Here is an 18,822-nt window from a genome sequence, read left to right as displayed (position 1 = left end):
AATTTAACGTCTTCGGGGACAAATCCCTTCCTACCGTTGAATTCTTACCTTGCCTTCGCTCGTGACGTTTCTCGCACCCTCCTACGGCTTCGCTTCAAGCAGCGTATGCAACTCCACAAACTGCTGGGTCAGTTTGTGCCGCGCATCGAGGTAGATCAGTGGCGTGCTCGCCTGATGCGACTCACGCATTTTTACCGAAGCGTTCAAATACACCGGCAAGACCGGTAATCCTTCGGCAATCAGTTCATCGAGAATCTGCTGCGGCAGGCTCGCTCGGGGCTGGAACTGATTAACGATAATCCCCTCCACTTGCAGCTCTTCGTTGTGATCCTCTTTCAGCTCGTCGATTTCCTTGATCAGGCCATAAAGTGCCTGTCGGGAAAAGCTGTCGCAATCGAAGGGGATCAGGACGCGATCAGCCGCGATCAGCGCTGAAACCGCATAGAAGTTGAGCGCTGGCGGTGTATCCAGATAGATGCGTTCGTAATCGCCGTCCAGCTCGTCGAGCAATTTCCTGAGCTTGTTGATCTTGTGCTTGGCCTCGAGCTTGGGCTGCAGGTCGGCCAGCTCTGCGGTGGCCGTCACCACATGCAGGTTGTCGAAGGGCGTCTCGTAGATATCGACATGGTTTTTCTTGGCGAAAGGCCCGGAAGACAGGGTGTTCTTGAAAAAATCCGCGATTCCCATAGGGATATCGTTGCCGGTCAGGCCAGTCAGGTATTGGGTTGAATTAGCCTGGGCATCAAGATCGACCAAAAGCGTCCGATAGCCTTGTTGGGCGCTGACCGCAGCCAGATTACAGGCAATGCTGGACTTGCCAACGCCGCCTTTCTGATTGAATACCACCCGACGCATGGACGGACCTCCTGGTAGGTTGAAGAAAACCGATGAATGGAACGAGTCTATGCAATGCGTGTGACAAGGGCGAGCGCTTCACCAAATCAGACATAGAATTACGACGAAACCTACACTTCAAATGGATATTTCTTACTTAACAAATTGCTACTCATCACCCCCACCGGGATAATGCCAGCCATTCGGCCAATGTCGCACGCAGGTCGGCAATATCCCTGGCAGTAACGCAGCGAGAAGTAGCCCGCAGGGGCGGGAAGAGAATTTTTGATCACGTTCAACATCGCACAATGGCGCGCCTGGGCCCCCGGCCTGGCGGACGTCGAAAAGTGGCAGCAGTGGAGCCAACAACCGACGCTATTACACAGCAGCGATGAGGCTCCGGACGTGTCATTTCTGCCGGCCATGCAGCGTCGGCGGCTGGGGCGTATGGCCCGCATGGCCTTTGCGGTGGGCTGGCCATTGGCCGAAGGGCATGAACGTCTGCCGCTGGTGTTCGTGTCACGCCATGGTGAAACGCCTCGCACCTTTGAAATTCTCTGCGATGTCGCGACCGAGCAGCCGCTGTCACCCACCCAATTCAGCTTGTCGGTACACAACTCGGTGATTGGCCTGTGGTCGATCATGCGTGGCGAAACCAGCGAAATGACCGCCTTGGCGGCCACCGGCGATGGCCTGGAGCACGGCGCATTCGAAGCCGCCGCCTTGCTGGCCGAAGGCGCGCCTGCGGTATTGCTGGTGATTACCGAGGAACAGCCTCCCGAAGCCTATGCCGACTGGATCGACGACGTGCCGTTTCCCTATGCCGTGGGCCTGCTGCTGACACCCGGCGACGACTGGCAGCTGTCATTGAATGCCAATGCCGAAGAACTTCCGCGTAGCCCGTGGCCCCATGCTTTGAATCTGTTGTGCGCGCTCAACACTGCCCAGACAGCCTGCCAACATCCCTGGAAGAACCGGTTATGGAATTGGCAACGCAGCCGCTGAATAGAGGCCGCGACGCCTACTATTGGCGTCTGCTGGCCACCGCGATGTCCTTTGCCCTGTTCGGGGTGGGGGGACTGTGCCTGCGCCTGGTAGTTTTCCCGATTCTGGGCTGGTTGCCGGGCGATGCCCTCGCCCACCGGCAACGGGCCAGACGCACCATTGGCTGGTTATTCTGGCTGTTCATTCGCATCATGGCCCGCCTCGGCGTGCTGACCTATGACGTTCAAGGCGCAGAAAGGCTGGGCCGTCCGGGCCAGATGATCATCGCCAATCATCCTTCGCTGATCGATGTGGTGTTCCTGATCGGGCTGGTGCGCGACGCCAACTGCGTGGTCAAACGCAGCCTCTGGAAGAACCCGTTCACCTGCGGCCCGGTGTGTGCCACCGAGTACATCAGCAACGACGGCAACGTCGACATGCTGGATAACGCCGCAGACGCCTTGCGCAGCGGGCAGACACTGATCATTTTCCCGGAAGGCACCCGCACCCAGCCGGGTCAGGCTCCGGAATTTCACCGTGGCGCGGCTTCGATTGCCCTGCGTGGTGCCCGCGTGATCACGCCGGTGGTGATCAAGGTCAGCCCGACAACATTGACCAAGGCCGAGCCCTGGTACCGCATCCCCCAGCGTCGCGTGCATTTCAGCCTGTGCGTCGGACCCGATATAGATCCACAAGCCTTTGCTGCCCTTGGCCCGGCGCCCGTCGCCTCGCGCAAGCTCAACGATTACCTGCATCACTATTTCATCAAGGAGCTCGCCTCAGATGAGCGATCTGCACCGTGACATCAAACAGTTGATCATCGACGCCCTGGGCCTGGAAGACATCAGCACCCACGACATCGGCAACGATCAAATCCTGTTCGGCGAAGGCCTTGGACTGGACTCCGTTGACGCCCTGGAGCTGGGCCTGGCCATCCAGAAGCGCTACGGCATCAAGATCGATGCCGACGCCAAGGACACCCGCGATCATTTCACCAGCGTGGACAGCCTTGCGGCGTTTGTCAGCGCCCGGCAAGTGGCCTGAGGACTGAACATGCAAACCCGTGAAGACATCTTCGAAATCCTGCGCGAGGCGCTGGTTGAGCTGTTCGAACTTGAGCCTGAGCGAGTCAGTCTGCAAGCCAATCTCTATCAGGATCTGGAAATCGACAGCATCGATGCCGTGGACCTGATCGATCACATCAAGCGCAAGACCGGCAAAAAAATCGCAGCTGAGGAATTCAAGGCCGTACGCACCGTCAACGATGTGGTCGAGGCGGTTTACCGTCTGGTCAACGCCGCCGCATGAAGCGGCTGATCGGCGTAGGGCTGCTGCTGGTGGGCGCGGTGTATCCGTTTGCTGTTTATTACGGCACCGAACACTTCGCGCCGTGGCAGTTTGCCTTGCTGCTGGGCAGTCTGTGGCTGGGTCGTGCGCTGACATCTGAAAGGCGTCCCGGCAGCCTGATCACCCCGCTGGTCGCCATTGGTTTTTGCCTGCTTCTGGGCGCGTTCAACAGTCCGCTGTTGCTGCGTTGGTATCCGGTCCTGATCAGCGCCTCGATGCTTGGCCTGTTTGGCTTGAGCCTGATTTATGGCCCACCGATAGTCGAGCGTCTGGCACGGATGCGCGAGGCGGAGCTGCCCGACGTCGCGGTGCGCTACACGCGCCAGGTCACTGAAGTCTGGTGCTGGTTCTTCCTCGGTAACGGCTTGATGGCTGCGGGTCTGACCCTGTGGGCGCCGCTGTCGTGGTGGACGCTGTACACCGGACTGATTTCCTACGGGTTGATGGCCTTGCTGTTTGCAGGCGAATGGATAGTCCGCCGGCGCGTGCGCAGCGGCGAACTCAAATGGAACACTTGAACCCCATGAACCCGATCGCCCTCAACTGGATCAAGCCTGAGCAACTGCTGCTCGAACCCCACGCCGAACGCGAGCTGACCCAGGCACCCGCGCTGAACCACGCGCAATTCTGCACCCAGGCCTTGAGCCTCGCCGCCGCACTGCAAGCCCGGGGCATCGAGCGTCTGGCGTTGCATCTGGAAGATGCCGGGGAACTGGCCGTCGCGTTGTTCGGTGCCTGGCGCGCTGGCGTCAGCGTGCTGCTGCCCGCCGACCTGCAAGCGCAGACCCGCGAACGCTGGGCCGAGCACGTCGATGGCTGGTTGACCGATCAGCCCGACGACCTCCACTTGCGCGAGCTGCACGCCGACCCGCTGCCGCCCGCCTTGCTGGATCTGGACGAATGCCGCCTGAGCCTGTGTACCTCCGGCTCCAGCGGCGAACCCAAACTGATTGAAAAGCGCCTGCGACAACTGGCCAACGAGATTCAGGCGCTGGAATCGCTGTGGGGCGCGGAACTCGGCCAGGCCTGCATCATCGGCAGCGTGGCGAGCCAACATATTTACGGCCTGCTGTTTCGCGTGTTGTGGCCGCTGAGTGCCGGACGTAGTTTTGTGCGCCAACAATTGCCGTTCCCTGAAGACTTGCAGCGCGCCAGTCGCGAACACCCGGCTTTTGCCTGGGTCGCCAGCCCCGCGCTGCTCAAACGCATGGGCGATAACCTCGACTGGTCGGCCCTGAGCGCGGTGCGCCGGGTATTTTCCTCGGGTGGCGCATTGCCCGGCGATGCCGCCACCAGCCTGCATGAACGGCTCGGGCAATGGCCGACCGAAATTCTCGGCAGCTCGGAAACCGGTGGCATTGCCTGGCGTCAGGGAGAAAACCACTGGCAGGCGTTCGACGGCGTGCGCCTGGAGCAGGATGGCGACGGGGCGCTGCTGATCAGTTCGACCTACATGCCACCGGGCCATATCGAACACAGCGCCGATGCCGTGCGTATGAGCGAGGACGGCCGCTTCGAATTGCTGGGTCGTCTGGATCGCATCGTCAAACTCGAAGAAAAGCGCATATCTCTGCCGCTGCTGGAACAGGCGCTGGCCGCTCATCCTTGGGTGAACGAAGCGCGCTTCGGGGTCATTCAGGAAAAACGCGCATCGCTGGGCGCCTTGGTGGTGCTCAACGCTGCCGGGTTGAATGCGTTGCGCAATCAAGGCCGACGCAGCCTGACTCAAACCTTGCGCGAGCATCTGAGCCCGCACTGTGAAGCCATCGCCCTGCCCCGGCGCTGGCGTTTGCTGCGGCAATTGCCGCTCAATGCCCAGGGCAAATTGCCTCAAGCGGATGTGCAGGCCGTGCTGTTGGCGCCGCGAACGCGCCAGCCGGAGATGATCAGCCAGCAGATGATCGACGGCGTGTTGCATCTGGACCTGCATATCCCGGCCGACCTTGCCTATTTCAGCGGCCACTTCCCGTCTGCGCCGGTGCTGCCCGGCGTGGTTCAGGTGGACTGGGCGATGGCACTGGGGCAGCGCTTGCTGGATCTGCCGCCGAAATTCGCCGGCATGGAAGTGCTCAAGTTCCAGCAACTGGTCCGCCCCGGCGACGACATCAGCCTGACCCTGCGCTTCGACGCCGAACGCGGCAAGCTCTACTTCACCTACCGCAACAGCGACGCCGCGTGCTCCAGCGGACGGATATTGCTGGAGGTGACGGATGTTTAAGCGCAACAAAATCTGTGGGAGCGAGCTTGCTCACGAAAGGGCCGGTACATCCGCAGCTTTCTTTGAACCAGAAACATCGCATTCGCGGGCAAGCCTCGCTCCCACAGGCTCCGGCGTTCGATCTCATAACAGCTGCATCAATCGGCCGACTTCGCAGGCATCACCCAAATCCGTTGGAGCGAGGCTTGCCCGCGAAGAGGCTGGTACATCCGCAGCTTTCTTTGAAACAGGAACATCGCATTCGCGGGCAAGCCTCGCGCCCACAGACTCCGGCGTTCGATCTCATAACAGCTGCATCAATCGGCCGACTTCGCAGGCATCACCCAAATCCGTTGGAGCGAGGCTTGCCCGCGAAAGGGCTGGTACATCCGCAGCTTTCTTTGAACCAGAAACATCGCATTCGCGGGCAAGCCTCGCTCCCACAGGCTGTTCAACCCATGCATAACCCCTGCGCAATCATTCCGGTGTTCGACCATGAACCCGCCGTGTCTTCCGTGGTAGCGGCGGTTTTGGCGGCGGGGTTGCCGTGTGTGCTGGTGGATGACGCCAGCAGTCCCGCCTGTGCGGCGGTTTTGCGCACGCTGGCTGAAATCGAAAACGTCCACCTGCTCACACTGCCGGTCAACCAAGGCAAGGGTGGCGCCGTGATGGCGGGTTTGCGCGAGGCCCAGCGCATGGGTTTCAGCCACGCCCTGCAAGTCGATGCCGACGGTCAACATGATCTGAGCGATATCACGCTGTTCATCGAGCGTTCCCGGCTACAGCCGAATGCGGTGATCTGCGGCTACCCGCAATACGATGCCAGCGTGCCCAAAGGCCGGCTGTACGCCCGTTACCTGACGCATTTCTGGGTCTGGGTGAACACGCTGTCGCTGCAGATCAAGGATTCCATGTGCGGCTTCCGGATTTACCCGCTGCGGCCGGTGGTGCAGTTGATCGACACCGTGCAGATCGGCAGACGCATGGATTTCGACTCGGACATTCTGGTGCGCCTGGCGTGGCGCAATCTGCCGATGCAGTGGTTGCCCGTCAAAGTGCATTACCCGCAGGACGGCGTGTCGCACTTCCGCCTGTTTCACGACAACGTGCTGATCACGAAAATGCACACCCGATTGTTCTTCGGCATGCTGGCACGTTTCCCGTTGATCCTCTGGCGACGGTGGTTGCCATGAGCAATCAGCAGCCCGACAAACATTGGGCCGATCATGAAGAGCGCGGCAGTTTCATGCTGATGCAGCTCACCGCCTGGGCCGCCAAGCGTCTGGGCCGCCGCGTATTGAGCCCGCTGCTGTATGGCATCGTCCTGTACTTTTTTCTGTTTGGTCGTCAGGCGCGCCAAAGCGCATGGGAATACCAGCGGCGTCTGTCCCAATGGAGCGCCCGCCCCGAATTGCTGCCGACCCAACGGCGGGTGTTCGGCCAGTTCATGGCATTTGCCGACTCGTTGCTGGACAAGCTGGACGTGTGGAACGGCAAGCTGCGTCTTGAGCAAATCGATATCGTCGACCCCGCCGGATTGCGCACCCAATTGCGCGGCCAGCGCGGACAAATGCTGGTCGGCGCGCACCTGGGCAACCTTGAAGTCTGTCGCGCCCTGGCCGAGCTGGGCGAAAAAGTCACCATGAACGTGCTGGTCCACACCAAGCACGCCGAGCGTTTCAATCGCTTGTTGGGCGAAGCCGGGGCCACCCACTTGCGGCTGATTCAGGTCAGCGAGCTGAACCCGATGATCATGCTCCAATTGTCCGAGCGTCTGGATCGCGGCGAATGGCTGGCGATTGCCGGTGATCGCGTCGCGCTGCATGGCGGGCGCAATGCCAAGGTGGATTTTCTCGGCGGCAAGGCAGCGTTTCCCCAAGGGCCGTGGTTGCTGGCCGGGCTGCTGAAATGTCCGATCCATCTGATTTTCTGCCTCAAGGACGCGAACGGCTATCGGGTGATTCTCGAACCTTTCGCCGACGCGATCGAATGGCGGCGCAGTGATCGCCAGCAAGTGATCGGCCAATGGGCCCAGCGTTACGCCGACCGCCTCAGCCACTATTGCCTGCAAGCCCCGCAACAATGGTTCAATTTCTATCCTTTCTGGAAGTCCGATGACGAATCAAGTTCCTGAGCCGGTTACCTTCGGCGAACGTGCATTGCAGATTGAAGACGTGCTGGCCCTGGCCAATCGCCAAGTGCCCACGACTCTGCAAAGTGACAGCGCCTTTCGCCAGCGCATCGCCAAGGGCGCGCAGTTTCTCGATTCGCTGCTGGACAAGGAAGGCGTGATTTATGGCGTAACCACCGGTTACGGCGATTCCTGCGTGGTGGCCGTGCCGCTGCATCATGTGGAAGCCTTGCCGCGTCATCTGTACACCTTTCACGGCTGCGGCCTGGGCAAACTGCTCGACGCGCAAGCCACCCGCGCGGTACTCGCCGCGCGTTTGCAGTCGCTGTGCCAAGGGGTTTCCGGGGTACGCGTCGAGTTGCTGGAGCGCTTGCAGGCATTTCTCGATCAGGACGTGTTGCCACTGATTCCGGAAGAAGGTTCGGTGGGCGCCAGTGGCGATCTGACGCCGCTGTCTTATGTCGCCGCGACGCTGTCCGGCGAGCGCGAAGTGCTGTTCCGTGGCGAACGCCGCCAGGCCAGCGACGTGCATCGCGAGTTGGATTGGCAGCCTTTGGTGCTGCGCCCCAAGGAAGCCCTCGCCTTGATGAACGGCACGGCGGTAATGACCGGCCTGGCTTGCCTGGCCTTCGCCCGCGCCGATTACCTGCTGCAACTGGCAACGCGCATTACCGCGATGAATGTCGTGGCGCTGCAAGGCAATCCCGAGCATTTCGACGAGCGCCTGTTCGCCGCCAAACCGCATCCGGGGCAGATGCAAGTTGCCGCCTGGTTGCGCAAGGATCTGGCCATCGACGCGCCCACCGCGCCCTTGCATCGCTTGCAGGATCGCTATTCCCTGCGTTGCGCGCCGCATGTGCTGGGCGTGCTGGCTGACAGCCTGAACTGGCTGCGTTCGTTCATCGAGATCGAACTCAACAGCGCCAACGACAACCCGATCATCGACGCCGAAGCCGAGCGCGTGCTGCATGGCGGGCATTTCTACGGCGGGCACATCGCCTTCGCCATGGACAGCCTGAAAAATCTGGTCGCCAACGTCGCCGATCTGCTGGATCGCCAGCTCGCGCTGTTGGTCGACGAACGCTACAACCACGGCTTGCCAAGCAACCTGTCCGGCGCCACGGCCGAGCGGGCGATGCTCAATCACGGCTTCAAGGCGGTGCAGATCGGCACCAGTGCCTGGACCGCCGAAGCCCTGAAAAACACCATGCCGGCCAGCGTGTTTTCCCGCTCCACCGAATGCCATAACCAGGACAAAGTGAGCATGGGCACCATCGCCGCCCGTGACGCGATTCGTGTGCTGGAGCTGACCGAGCAAGTCGCCGCCGCCACCTTGATCGCCGCCAATCAGGGTGTCTGGCTGCGCAGCAAGGCCGCCGATGCGCGCCCGCTGCCGCCGGCGCTGGCCGCCATGCACGCACAATTGGCCGAGGATTTCCCGCCGGTCATCGAAGACCGCGCGCTGGAAGGCGAGCTGCGCCTGTGCCTGCAACGTATCGCCGATCGCCACTGGAGGTTGCATGCGCAGTAAAGGCGTCATTCATGCGGATACCGAGTTCGTCGTGCCGTTTTTCGACATCGACATGATGAACGTCGTCTGGCACGGCCATTACGTGAAATACCTCGAAGTGGCGCGCTGTGCGCTGCTCGACCAGATCGGCCACAACTACACGCAGATGCTCGCGTCAGGTTACGGCTGGCCGGTGATCGACCTGCAATTGCGCTATGTACGCGGCGCGACCTTCGGCCAGCGGCTGATCGTGCGCGCCAGCCTTGTGGAATGGGAAAGCCGTTTGAAGATCAACTACCTGATCAGCGACGCCGAAACCGGCGAACGCATGACCCGCGCCAGTTCGATTCAGGTCGCCGTGCATATCGACAGCCGCGAGATGCAGCTGGCTTCGCCGAAAGTCTTCATCGATGCCGTGGAAAGGGTTTTGCCATGAAAAGTCAGCAGCCATATTACTTGTGCAGACTGTGTGAAAACGTGACGAGCGAAGGCAAGACAAGGCAAAAACAGGCGGAAAAACGGAGTCTAGGTGTTCTAAATGAGCATTTTTCGCCTGTTTTTAACGCAGTATTGTCGAGCGCAGTAGTTTTCACACAGTCTGTGTGGGAGCGAGCTTGCTCGCGAAAGCGATGGACCAGCCTCACTGGCCTCTTCGCGAGCAAGCTCGCTCCCACGGTATTCAGCTTGCTCGCACTGATCTGCCTGTCGCCCCTGGCCCAGGCTTTCGACCTGCAACAGCTGAGCGAGCAACTGGCGAAACCGGTGGTGGTGCGCGGCAGCTTCATTCAGGAAAAACACCTGCGCGCGCTGCCTCAGCCGCTGGTGAGCAAGGGCAAGTTCGTGCTGGCCAAGGAGTTCGGCCTGTTGTGGCTGCTGGATACGCCGCTCAAGCAGGATTACCGAATCAGCCCGGTCGGCATTGCCCGACGGGAAACCAGCGCGAATGGCGGCTGGCAATTGCTGCCGAACAAGAGCGCCGGTGCTGAACAGAACCGTTTGTTCCTCGCCGTTTTGCAGGGCGACAGCAACGGTTTGCAGCGCGATTTCGAGCTGCAACTCAAGGGCGATGCAAGCGCATGGCAACTGACGCTGATCCCGCGTTCGCTATTGCTGCAGCAAGTGTTCAAGCAGATCAATATCGACGGCGGCGCCTTGGTGCAGCGTATCGAACTGCTGGAAACCCAGGGTGACAGCACCCTGTTGAAGATGCTCGACAGCCAGAGTGTGCCAGCCTTGAGCGATGCGGAGCGCCACGACTTTGCCGACTGAACGCTTGTTGCCGCGCTTTTTCCTGATTGTCCTGCTGGCGGTTCTGGCCTTGGCGGGCTGGCAATGGCGCGACGGTGCGCCGTTGTCCGCCAACCTCATGGAGCTGGTGCCGGGCACCAGACCGGATGCGCTGGAATTGCGCGCCGAACAGCGCATGCAGGAACCGCTCAATCGGGAAATGCTGGTGCTGGTCGGGCATGCCGATCGTCAGCAAGCCATCGAGCTGGCGAAACGCCTGAGCGAGCAATGGCAGGCCAGCGGCCTGTTCGAGAAGGTGCAATGGAGTCTGCAAGCGGACTTGCCCGCGTTGCGCACGCAATTGCTGCAAGGTCGGCTGGCGATGCTGCCCGCAGCAAATCGCATGCAATTGATCGAACATCCCCAGGCGTTCATTCAGCAGCGCGTGCAAAGCCTGTTCGATCCGTTCACCGGTTTCAGCCTGGTGCCGAGCCAGGATGACTGGCTGGGGCTGACCGGCCGTATCCAGAACGGCATGCCGCAACACGGCTCGGTGCAGCCGGATATCGGCAGTGGCGCGTTGATTGCGACCGCCGACGGCAAAAGCTGGGTGCTGTTGCGCGCCCGCACCCAAGGCAATGCCTTCGACATGCACTTGCCGCTGCAAGTCGCCGACCTGCTCAGCGATGCGCGCCAACAAGCGGCGCAGGCCAACGGCCAGTTACTCGCCGCCAGCGGTTTACTGTACGCCGCTGATGGTCAGCGTCAGGCCAGCCGCGAGATCACTTGGGTCGGCGGCGGCGCGACGGTCGGTATTCTGTTGCTGCTGTTGCTGGCATTCCGCCGCTGGCGCGTGTTGCTGGCGTTCGTTCCGGTGATGGTCGGCATGCTGTTCGGCGCCGTGGCCTGCGTGGCGCTGTTCGGCCATATGCATGTGATGACGCTGGTGCTTGGTTCCAGCCTGATCGGCGTGGCTGTGGATTACCCGCTGCATTACCTGTCGAAAAGCTGGAGCCTCAAGCCTTGGCGCAGTTGGCCGGCGTTGCGCCTGACACTGCCGGGCCTGACGCTAAGCCTGGCCACCAGTTGCATCGGCTATCTGGCGCTGGCCTGGACGCCATTCCCGGCGCTGACCCAGATCGCGGTGTTCTCGGCGGCGGGCTTGATCGGCGCGTACCTGACCGCCGTTTGCCTCCTGCCCGCCTTGCTCAACAACGTCGAGCTGCGCCCGGCGCAATGGCCGCTGCACCTGGCCGAACACATGCTGGCCTGCCGCGAAGCCCTGTTGCGGCGGATCTGCACGCCGATTCTGCTGGCGCTGCTGCTGGCGTTCTGCGCGGGCGGCCTGTGGCAATTGACCACCAAGAACGACATTCGCCAGTGGGTTGCCGCGCCGCAATCATTAACCGACGAAGCCCAGGCCATCGCGCGCATCACCGGTTTCCAGCCCACCAGCCAGTTTTTTCTGGTGCGCGGCAAGGATCAGCAGCAATTGCTCGAGCGCCAGACAGCGCTGAGTCAGCGTCTTGATCAGCTGGTGAGCATGGAGAAACTGCAAGGTTACAGGTCGCTCAATCAGCTGGTCGCGGCACCTTCCGATCAGGAAGCCACCCGCCGCGCGCTGGGCCAACTGGCGAGCCAATGGCAGCCACTGGTTGATCTTGGCGTACCGGCCGCAGCGTTGCAGAGCGAATTGAACCGCCTGCAAGCGCTGCCCAATGCCGACATCGAAACAGTATTGGCCGGACCGCTCGGCGAACCCTGGCGCACCCTTTGGCTCGGCACCACCGACGATGGCGTGGCTGGACTGGTCAGCCTGCAAGGCTTGAACAACCCGGCGCTGCTACGCGTGCAGGCACAGGATCTTGAAGGCGTGCAACTGGTGGATCGCCTGGGCGAACTGAACACGGTGTTTGCCGCGACGCAAATCAGCGCCGCCGAACTGAAACTGCTGTCCTGTGTGTTGATCGTCTTGCTGTTGATCCTGCCCTTCGGCCTCGGCGGTGCGCTGCGCATCGTCGCCTTGCCGCTGCTGGCGGCGCTGTGCAGCCTGGCGAGCCTCGGTTGGCTCGGTCAACCGCTGACGCTGTTTAGCCTGTTCGGCATGCTGCTGGTGACAGCGATCAGCGTCGATTACGCGATTCTCATGCGTGAGCAAATCGGCGGCGCGGCCGTCAGTCTGTTGGGTACGTTGCTCGCCGCAGTCACGACCTGGTTGTCGTTTGGCCTGCTGGCGGTGTCCGGTACGCCGGCCATCAGCAACTTTGGTTTATCGGTCAGCCTCGGCCTGGCGTTCAGCTTCATTCTCGCGCCGTGGGCGGCGAACCGCGCCGGGCACGAGCCAGCGGTTAACGAAGGCGAGACTGCCTCATGATGATCCTCCTCACACTGGCGACTCGCCTGGGTCATGTGCCGTTGCGAACCTCCTTGAACACTGCTGAACAGGTAAGGAAATCTTGTGCCAATAACTGATATGGAACGTCGCACGGTCGTCGTCATCGGCGCGGGTCCTTCCGGGGCTATCGCGGCGGCATTGCTCAAGCGCAATGGTCATGACGTGCTGATCATCGAGCGCCAGCAGTTTCCGCGTTTCTCCATTGGCGAAAGCCTGCTTGCCCACTGCCTGGATTTCGTCGAGGAAGCGGGCATGCTCGAAGCGGTGCAGGCTGCGGGTTTCCAGAAGAAGAACGGCGCGGCGTTTGCCTGGGGTGAGCGTTACAGCGCCTTTGATTTCGGCGAAACCTTCAGCAATGGCAAGCCATCGACCTTTCAAGTGCTGCGTGGCGACTTCGACAAATTGCTCGCCGATCAGGCCGAACTGCAAGGCGTCGAGATCCGCTATCAGCAGGAAATCATCGCCGCCGATTTCAGCAACGCCGAGCCGATCCTGCGCGCCCGTCGCGAAGACGGCAGCGAATACAGCGTGCAGGCGAAATTCGTCCTCGATGCCAGCGGTTATGGCCGCGTGTTGCCACGCCTGCTCGACCTTGAAGCGCCGTCGAACTTCCCGGTGCGCCAGGCGGTGTTCACCCATGTGGAAGATCACATCGACAGCACGCGTTTTGACCGGGAAAAAATCCTCGTCAGCATTCACCCCGAGCACCGCGACGTGTGGTTCTGGTCGATCCCGTTCAGTAATGGCCGCTGCTCGGTCGGCGTGGTCGCGGCAGCCGAGCGTTTCGCAGATAAACCCAAGGATCTCGACGCCTGCCTACGCGCGTTCATCGACGAAACCCCGAACCTCAAAGGCCTGCTCAAAGATGCCGTATGGGATACCCCGGCGCGGACCATCGGTGGTTATTCGGCCAACGTCAAAACCCTGCACGGGCCGGGTTTCGCGTTGCTGGGTAATGCGGCGGAATTCCTCGACCCGGTGTTCTCATCCGGCGTGACCATCGCCATGCGCTCGGCAAGCATGGCGGCCGCCTCGCTGCACCGCCAACTGCAAGGTGAAACGGTGGATTGGGAAGCTGAATTCGCCGTCCCACTCAAACGCGGCGTCGATGCATTCCGGGCGTATGTCGAAGGCTGGTACACCGGCATATTTCAGGATGTGATCTTTTACGCAGGCGGCACCCCGGAAATCCGCCGCATGATCTGCTCGATCCTCGCCGGTTATGCCTGGGACGAACGCAACCCGTTCGTCACCGAACCCAAGCGGCGCCTGCGCATGCTGGCTGAAGTCTGCGGCGGCATGGAGCCATGAGCGGTCCGTTCCTGAGTGAGAGCTACGTCGAGGAAACCCGCTTCGGCCTGTGGTTTCTGCGCAGCTACACCTGGCAACACCGCGTGTTGCGGGTGGCCATCGACGATCTGCGCAGCCTGTTCGACAACGCGCCGCCGAGTCAGCCGGTATTGCTGGATGCCGGTTGCGGCCAGGGCAAGTCGTTCCAGCATTTGTGTCGAGTGTTCGCACCCTCGCGCCTGCTGGGCGTGGACGCCGATCCGCAAAGCCTGACCACCAGCCGCGCCGAAGCCCGCCAACTGGGCATCAATATCGAGCTGATCGGCAGCGACTGCGCCGCTTTGAACGTGCCGGACGCCAGCGTTGACCTGTTGTTCTGCCACCAGACGTTTCACCATCTGGTAGAGCAGGAACAAGCCCTCGCCGAGTTCTATCGTGTGCTGAAACCCGGCGGTTATCTGCTGTTTGCCGAGTCCACCGAAGCCTATATCGACACTTGGGTGATTCGCTGGCTGTTCCGCCATCCGATGCACGTGCAGAAAAGTGCCGGGCAATATTTGCAGATGTTGCGCGAGCAGGGCTTCGAGTTCGGCGCGCAGAACGTTTCGTACCCTTACTTGTGGTGGAGCCGCGCCAAGGATTTCGGCCTGCTCGAACGCCTGAAGCTGCGCAAGCCAGCACCGGTGGGCCAGCGCGAAGAAACCCTGGTGAATGTCGTGGCCCGCAAACCCTTGAACGGTGCCGCCCAATGATCCGCGCGTTGTTGATTGCCTGCGTACTGCTGCTGAGCGCGTGCGCCAGCCAGGCACCGCTGCCCGACGCCATGCCGCGCCTGCAACTGCCGATGCAATTGCACGTGCAGCGCCAGCAGGGCGAGCAACGTCAGGACTGGTTGCTGGTGATTCAGCAGGAATCGGCCGGGTTGCGCTGGTCGCTGATGGATCCGCTGGGCATTCCGCTGGCGCGGCAATTGTTGATCAACGGTCAATGGCAGGCCGATGGCTTGTTGCCGCCCAACGCCGAAGCTCGGGAGTTGTTCGCCGCATTACTGTTTGCGCTGACCCCCGACACCGAGTTGCGCGACGCGTACCCGAGCGCCCGACGTCAGGGGCTTAGACGCAGCCTGGGCGACCGCTGGGGTATCGAGTACCGCACCGCCGACGTCTTTACCCTTGGCGTGCACGCTGATGCCGACACCAAAGACGCAGACACGCTGATTTTTCATATCAGCCCGTTGAACACCGAGAACGCTCCATGACTGCCTACCTCAACGCCCTGGGCCTGATTTGCGCCCTGGGCAACGACCGCGAAGAAGTCGCCCGTCGGCTGTTTGCCGGTGACGGCAGCGGCATGCGCAACGAAAGCGGCTGGGTGCCCGAGCGCGTGTTGCCGGTGGGTGCGGTCAAAACCGAGTTGCCGCTGATTCCCGGGCATCTGGCCGCTCATGGCAGTCGCAACAATCAGTTGTTACTGGCCGCAGCGCTGCAAATCGAAGGCGAGATTCGCCAGGCAATTGAGCGCCACGGCCCGGAACGTATCGGCGTGATTCTCGGCACCAGCACGTCGGGCATCGACGAAGCCAGCGACAGCATCGCTGTCTGGCTGAGCAACCGGCAATTCCCCGAATCATACGATTATCAGCAACAGGAACTCAGCGCCCCGGCCAACTTTCTGGCCGACTGGCTGCAGCTGAGCGGCCCGGCTTATGTGATTTCCACCGCCTGCACCTCCAGCGCCCGCGCCCTGCTCAGTGCCCGCCGCGCGCTGGATCAAGGCCTGTGCGACGCGGTGTTGTGTGGCGGCGTGGACAGCTTGTGCAAACTGACCTTGAACGGCTTTTCGGCGCTGGAAGCGATGTCGACCCAGCGCTGCAATCCGTTCTCGCGCAATCGTGACGGGATCAACATTGGCGAAGCCGCTGTGTTGTTTCTCATGACCCGCGAAAGCAACGGCGAACATGCCATCGCCTTGCTCGGCGCGGGTGCCAGTTGCGACGCGCATCATATTTCCGCACCGGAACCCACCGGGCGTGGCGCGCGCCAGGCCATGCAGCAAGCGCTGGATAACGCCGGGCTCAAGGCACAGGACATTGATTATCTGAATTTGCACGGCACCGCGACGCCACTCAATGACGCCATGGAAAGCCTTGCCGTCCACGCGATCTTCCCCGACGGCGTGCCGTGCTCCTCGACCAAACCGCTCACCGGTCATACGCTGGGCGCAGCGGGTGCACTGGAAGCAGCGTTCTGCTGGTTGAGTCTGGCGCCCGAGAACACTGAGCGTGCAGTACCGCCGCAATTATGGGATGGCCAGGCCGATCCGCAATTGCCCGCGCTGCGCTGGACCGCACCCGGTGAACGCCTGGCGCACACTGACCGGCGCTGCCTGATGAGCAATTCGTTTGCGTTCGGCGGCAACAACATCAGCCTGATTATCGGAGATGCCCCTTGAAGCAATGGCCCCTCGCCGAGCTGATCCCCCATGCTGGCGACATGATTCTTATCGATGAAATCCTCAGCTTTGATGAGGAACAGATTCAAACGCGCCTGACCGTGCGGCCCGGCGGCCTGTTCAACCGCGAAGACGGCAGCATCCCGGCATGGGTCGGCATCGAACTGATGGCGCAAAGTGTCGCGGCCTACGCGGGCTATCGCGCACGGACCCGAGGCGAAAACGTCGAACTCGGTTTTCTGCTCGGCAGCCGCAAGTTCGAATGCAACGTTGACTGTTTTCCCGCAGGTAGCGAACTGACCATCCACGCTCTGCGTTCATTGCAGGACGAAAGCGGCATGGGCATTTTCGAATGCCGCCTGACCGGCCCCGACATCGAAGCGTTCGCCCGCCTGAACGTGTATTGCCCGCCGCAACCTACGAAGTACCTGGCCGAAGGAACCGCAACATGACTGACTCGATACTGGTCACCGGCTCCAGCCGTGGCATCGGCCGCGCCATCGCCGTGCGTCTGGCCCAGGCGGGTTTCGACCTGATCCTGCATTGCCGCAACGGGCGCAGCGACGCCGAAGCCGTGCAGGCCGAAATCCTCGCGCTGGGGCGTCAGGCGCGCATCCTGCAATTCGATGTGTCCGACCGCGCCAGCTGCAAAGCCATTCTCGAAGCCGACGTGGAAACCCACGGCGCGTATTACGGCGTGGTGCTCAACGCCGGCCTGACCCGCGACGGCGCATTCCCGGCGCTGACCGATGACGATTGGGACGAAGTGTTGCGCACCAATCTCGATGGTTTCTATAACGTCCTGCACCCGGTGATGATGCCGATGATCCGCCGTCGCGCGGCCGGGCGTATTGTGTGCATTACCTCGGTTTCCGGGCTGATCGGCAATCGCGGGCAGGTCAATTACAGCGCGTCCAAGGCCGGTATCATCGGCGCCGCCAAAGCGCTGGCCATCGAACTGGGCAAGCGCAAGATCACCGTCAATTGCGTCGCGCCGGGTTTGATCGACACCGCCATGCTCGACGAAAACGTGCCGGTGGATGAACTGATGAAAATGATCCCGGCCCAGCGTATGGGCACCCCTGAAGAAGTCGCGGGTGCCGTGAATTTCCTGATGTCGGCCGAAGCGTCGTACATCACTCGCCAGGTATTGGCCGTCAATGGAGGCCTGTGCTGATGAAACGCGTCGTCGTCACCGGCATGGCCGGCATCACCTCACTGGGCAGCGACTGGGCCAGCATCGAAGCCAACTTCAACGCCAATCGCAGCGGCATTCGGCGCATGAACGAATGGGACCGTTTCACCGAACTCAACACTCGCCTCGCCGGACCCATCGATGACTTCGTGGTGCCATCGCACTGGACCCGCAAGCAACTGCGCAGCATGGGCCGGGTTTCGCGACTCGCCGTGGGCGCGGCGGAACAGGCGTTGATCGGCGCGGGGCTGTTGAACGACCCGATCATCCGTGACGGACGCATGGGCACTGCGTGCGGTTCGTCCACCGGCAGCACCGACGAGATCAAGGCGTTCGGCAATATGCTGCTCAACTCGGTCGCGGAAGGTTTGAACGCCAATTCCTACGTACGCATGATGCCGCACACCACGGCGGCGAATATCAGCATCTTCTTCGGCCTGACCGGGCGCTTGATTCCCACTTCCAGCGCGTGCACCAGCGGCAGCCAGGGCATCGGTTACGCCTATGAATCGATCAAGTTCGGCCGTTTGCCGTTGATGCTGGCGGGCGGTGCGGAAGAACTGTGCCCGACCGAAGCCATGGTCTTCGACGCGCTGTACGCCACCAGCCTGAAAAACGACGCGCCACAGACCAGCCCGCGCCCTTATGACGCAGGCCGTGACGGCCTGGTGATCGGCGAAGGCGGCGGCATGCTGGTCCTCGAAGAACTGGAACATGCGTTGGCGCGGGGTGCGTATATCCACGCCGAGCTGGTCGGTTTCGGCAGCAACGCCGACGGCGCCCACAGCACCCGACCGGAGCAAAGCACCATGCGCCGCGCCATGGAGCTGGCGCTGGAAGACGCCAACCTGCCGCCCGAAGCCATCGGCTACGTCAACGGCCACGGCACCGCGACCGAACAAGGCGACATCGCCGAAACCCTGGCCACCAGCAGCCTGTTCGGCCCACGCATGCCGATCAGTTCGCAGAAAAGCTTCCTCGGCCACACCCTCGGCGCATGCGGTGCGCTGGAGTCCTGGTTCTGCATCGAAATGCTCAACCGCGACCGCTACATCCACACCATGAACCTCGACCAGATCGACCCCCAATGCGGCGAACTCGACTACCTGCGCGGCGAACCTCGGGTCATGAGCCATGAATACGTGATGAACAACAACTTCGCGTTTGGCGGGGTGAATACCTCGTTGATCTTCAAGCGGTGGCGGTGATCCGTGAAATGCGATTTCGCAACGCGCCATGCCTGGCGCACCACATACAAAAA

Annotated in this window: 20 protein-coding genes; 19 read left to right on the top strand and 1 reads right to left on the bottom strand. The window is 61.6% G+C overall.

The genetic code is table 11. The annotated features are described in order from the left end of the window. Positions 1–81: 81 nt before the first annotated feature. Positions 82–855 carry a ParA family protein gene (locus tag AABC73_RS02585; RefSeq protein WP_341522331.1) on the bottom strand — a complete coding sequence of 258 codons (774 nt, stop codon included), beginning with the start codon at positions 853–855 and terminating at the stop codon, positions 82–84. A gap of 264 nt (positions 856–1,119) precedes the next feature. On the opposite strand from AABC73_RS02585, the gene AABC73_RS02580 reads away from it, so the two are divergent. From AABC73_RS02580 to AABC73_RS02490, 19 genes are all read left to right on the top strand, one after another. Continuing rightward, complete coding sequence (locus tag AABC73_RS02580) at positions 1,120–1,839, top strand: beta-ketoacyl synthase chain length factor (RefSeq protein WP_341522330.1); 720 nt, start codon at positions 1,120–1,122, stop codon at positions 1,837–1,839. Further along, positions 1,815–2,621 (top strand): lysophospholipid acyltransferase family protein, encoded by an 807-nt coding sequence (locus tag AABC73_RS02575; RefSeq protein ID WP_341522329.1) that lies wholly within the window; start codon positions 1,815–1,817, stop codon positions 2,619–2,621. Before AABC73_RS02580 ends, AABC73_RS02575 begins: the two co-directional genes overlap by 25 nt. Next, the gene (locus AABC73_RS02570; RefSeq protein ID WP_341522328.1) at positions 2,602–2,862 is read left to right on the top strand and encodes a phosphopantetheine-binding protein; all 261 of its coding nucleotides are present in this window, start codon (positions 2,602–2,604) and stop codon (positions 2,860–2,862) included. The genes AABC73_RS02575 and AABC73_RS02570 overlap by 20 nt, the downstream gene beginning before the upstream one ends. A gap of 9 nt (positions 2,863–2,871) precedes the next feature. Next, positions 2,872–3,126: an acyl carrier protein gene (locus AABC73_RS02565; RefSeq protein WP_020291852.1), complete on the top strand. Its 255-nt coding sequence runs from the start codon at positions 2,872–2,874 to the stop codon at positions 3,124–3,126. After that, complete coding sequence (locus AABC73_RS02560; protein WP_341522327.1) at positions 3,123–3,683, top strand: hypothetical protein; 561 nt, start codon at positions 3,123–3,125, stop codon at positions 3,681–3,683. The genes AABC73_RS02565 and AABC73_RS02560 overlap by 4 nt, the downstream gene beginning before the upstream one ends. Before the next feature lie 5 nt (positions 3,684–3,688). Next, positions 3,689–5,383 (top strand): AMP-binding protein, encoded by a 1,695-nt coding sequence (locus AABC73_RS02555; RefSeq protein ID WP_341522326.1) that lies wholly within the window; start codon positions 3,689–3,691, stop codon positions 5,381–5,383. Positions 5,384–5,820: 437 nt separating this feature from the next. After that, the gene (locus AABC73_RS02550) at positions 5,821–6,555 is read left to right on the top strand and encodes a glycosyltransferase family 2 protein (RefSeq protein ID WP_341522325.1); all 735 of its coding nucleotides are present in this window, start codon (positions 5,821–5,823) and stop codon (positions 6,553–6,555) included. Continuing rightward, positions 6,552–7,496, top strand: a complete 945-nt coding sequence (locus AABC73_RS02545; RefSeq protein WP_341522324.1) for a glycosyl transferase — start codon at positions 6,552–6,554, stop codon at positions 7,494–7,496. Before AABC73_RS02550 ends, AABC73_RS02545 begins: the two co-directional genes overlap by 4 nt. Continuing rightward, positions 7,477–9,024 (top strand): aromatic amino acid ammonia-lyase, encoded by a 1,548-nt coding sequence (locus tag AABC73_RS02540; protein WP_341522323.1) that lies wholly within the window; start codon positions 7,477–7,479, stop codon positions 9,022–9,024. The genes AABC73_RS02545 and AABC73_RS02540 overlap by 20 nt, the downstream gene beginning before the upstream one ends. Next, entirely contained in the window at positions 9,014–9,439 is a 426-nt protein-coding gene (locus AABC73_RS02535) for an acyl-CoA thioesterase (RefSeq protein WP_341522322.1), read from the top strand. Before AABC73_RS02540 ends, AABC73_RS02535 begins: the two co-directional genes overlap by 11 nt. 248 nt (positions 9,440–9,687) lie before the next feature. After that, positions 9,688–10,272 (top strand): outer membrane lipoprotein carrier protein LolA, encoded by a 585-nt coding sequence (locus tag AABC73_RS02530; protein WP_341522321.1) that lies wholly within the window; start codon positions 9,688–9,690, stop codon positions 10,270–10,272. Then, a complete protein-coding gene (locus tag AABC73_RS02525) occupies positions 10,244–12,604 on the top strand; it encodes an MMPL family transporter (protein WP_341522320.1) in 2,361 nt (786 codons plus the stop codon). Before AABC73_RS02530 ends, AABC73_RS02525 begins: the two co-directional genes overlap by 29 nt. An 84-nt stretch (positions 12,605–12,688) precedes the next feature. After that, positions 12,689–13,936 (top strand): NAD(P)/FAD-dependent oxidoreductase, encoded by a 1,248-nt coding sequence (locus tag AABC73_RS02520; protein WP_331150525.1) that lies wholly within the window; start codon positions 12,689–12,691, stop codon positions 13,934–13,936. Further along, complete coding sequence (locus AABC73_RS02515; RefSeq protein ID WP_341522319.1) at positions 13,933–14,667, top strand: class I SAM-dependent methyltransferase; 735 nt, start codon at positions 13,933–13,935, stop codon at positions 14,665–14,667. The genes AABC73_RS02520 and AABC73_RS02515 overlap by 4 nt, the downstream gene beginning before the upstream one ends. Beyond that, complete coding sequence (locus tag AABC73_RS02510; RefSeq protein ID WP_341522318.1) at positions 14,664–15,173, top strand: hypothetical protein; 510 nt, start codon at positions 14,664–14,666, stop codon at positions 15,171–15,173. Before AABC73_RS02515 ends, AABC73_RS02510 begins: the two co-directional genes overlap by 4 nt. After that, complete coding sequence (locus AABC73_RS02505) at positions 15,170–16,366, top strand: beta-ketoacyl-[acyl-carrier-protein] synthase family protein (protein WP_341522317.1); 1,197 nt, start codon at positions 15,170–15,172, stop codon at positions 16,364–16,366. Before AABC73_RS02510 ends, AABC73_RS02505 begins: the two co-directional genes overlap by 4 nt. Next, complete coding sequence (locus AABC73_RS02500) at positions 16,363–16,818, top strand: hotdog family protein (protein WP_341522316.1); 456 nt, start codon at positions 16,363–16,365, stop codon at positions 16,816–16,818. The genes AABC73_RS02505 and AABC73_RS02500 overlap by 4 nt, the downstream gene beginning before the upstream one ends. Beyond that, positions 16,815–17,543 carry a 3-oxoacyl-ACP reductase FabG gene (gene fabG / locus AABC73_RS02495; protein WP_341522315.1) on the top strand — a complete coding sequence of 243 codons (729 nt, stop codon included), beginning with the start codon at positions 16,815–16,817 and terminating at the stop codon, positions 17,541–17,543. Before AABC73_RS02500 ends, fabG begins: the two co-directional genes overlap by 4 nt. Continuing rightward, complete coding sequence (locus AABC73_RS02490) at positions 17,543–18,769, top strand: beta-ketoacyl-ACP synthase (protein WP_341522314.1); 1,227 nt, start codon at positions 17,543–17,545, stop codon at positions 18,767–18,769. The genes fabG and AABC73_RS02490 overlap by 1 nt, the downstream gene beginning before the upstream one ends. Positions 18,770–18,822 lie beyond the last annotated feature (53 nt).

It is taken from the genome of Pseudomonas sp. G.S.17 (genome assembly GCF_038096165.1).
Classification (GTDB): domain Bacteria; phylum Pseudomonadota; class Gammaproteobacteria; order Pseudomonadales; family Pseudomonadaceae; genus Aquipseudomonas.
Note: the sequence above shows the minus strand (reverse complement) of the source record. Positions and strands in the feature narration are given on the sequence as shown.

Coding starts and splice junctions, on each gene's coding strand:
- AABC73_RS02585 (WP_341522331.1), bottom strand. CDS start 855: ATGCGTCGGGTGGTATTCAATCAGAAAGGCGGCGTTGGCAAGTCCAGC.
- AABC73_RS02545 (WP_341522324.1), top strand. CDS start 6,552: ATGAGCAATCAGCAGCCCGACAAACATTGGGCCGATCATGAAGAGCGC.
- AABC73_RS02525 (WP_341522320.1), top strand. CDS start 10,244: ATGCGGAGCGCCACGACTTTGCCGACTGAACGCTTGTTGCCGCGCTTT.
- AABC73_RS02490 (WP_341522314.1), top strand. CDS start 17,543: ATGAAACGCGTCGTCGTCACCGGCATGGCCGGCATCACCTCACTGGGC.
- AABC73_RS02565 (WP_020291852.1), top strand. CDS start 2,872: ATGCAAACCCGTGAAGACATCTTCGAAATCCTGCGCGAGGCGCTGGTT.
- AABC73_RS02560 (WP_341522327.1), top strand. CDS start 3,123: ATGAAGCGGCTGATCGGCGTAGGGCTGCTGCTGGTGGGCGCGGTGTAT.
- AABC73_RS02575 (WP_341522329.1), top strand. CDS start 1,815: ATGGAATTGGCAACGCAGCCGCTGAATAGAGGCCGCGACGCCTACTAT.
- AABC73_RS02555 (WP_341522326.1), top strand. CDS start 3,689: ATGAACCCGATCGCCCTCAACTGGATCAAGCCTGAGCAACTGCTGCTC.
- fabG (WP_341522315.1), top strand. CDS start 16,815: ATGACTGACTCGATACTGGTCACCGGCTCCAGCCGTGGCATCGGCCGC.
- AABC73_RS02570 (WP_341522328.1), top strand. CDS start 2,602: ATGAGCGATCTGCACCGTGACATCAAACAGTTGATCATCGACGCCCTG.
- AABC73_RS02535 (WP_341522322.1), top strand. CDS start 9,014: ATGCGCAGTAAAGGCGTCATTCATGCGGATACCGAGTTCGTCGTGCCG.
- AABC73_RS02510 (WP_341522318.1), top strand. CDS start 14,664: ATGATCCGCGCGTTGTTGATTGCCTGCGTACTGCTGCTGAGCGCGTGC.
- AABC73_RS02550 (WP_341522325.1), top strand. CDS start 5,821: ATGCATAACCCCTGCGCAATCATTCCGGTGTTCGACCATGAACCCGCC.
- AABC73_RS02540 (WP_341522323.1), top strand. CDS start 7,477: ATGACGAATCAAGTTCCTGAGCCGGTTACCTTCGGCGAACGTGCATTG.
- AABC73_RS02505 (WP_341522317.1), top strand. CDS start 15,170: ATGACTGCCTACCTCAACGCCCTGGGCCTGATTTGCGCCCTGGGCAAC.
- AABC73_RS02515 (WP_341522319.1), top strand. CDS start 13,933: ATGAGCGGTCCGTTCCTGAGTGAGAGCTACGTCGAGGAAACCCGCTTC.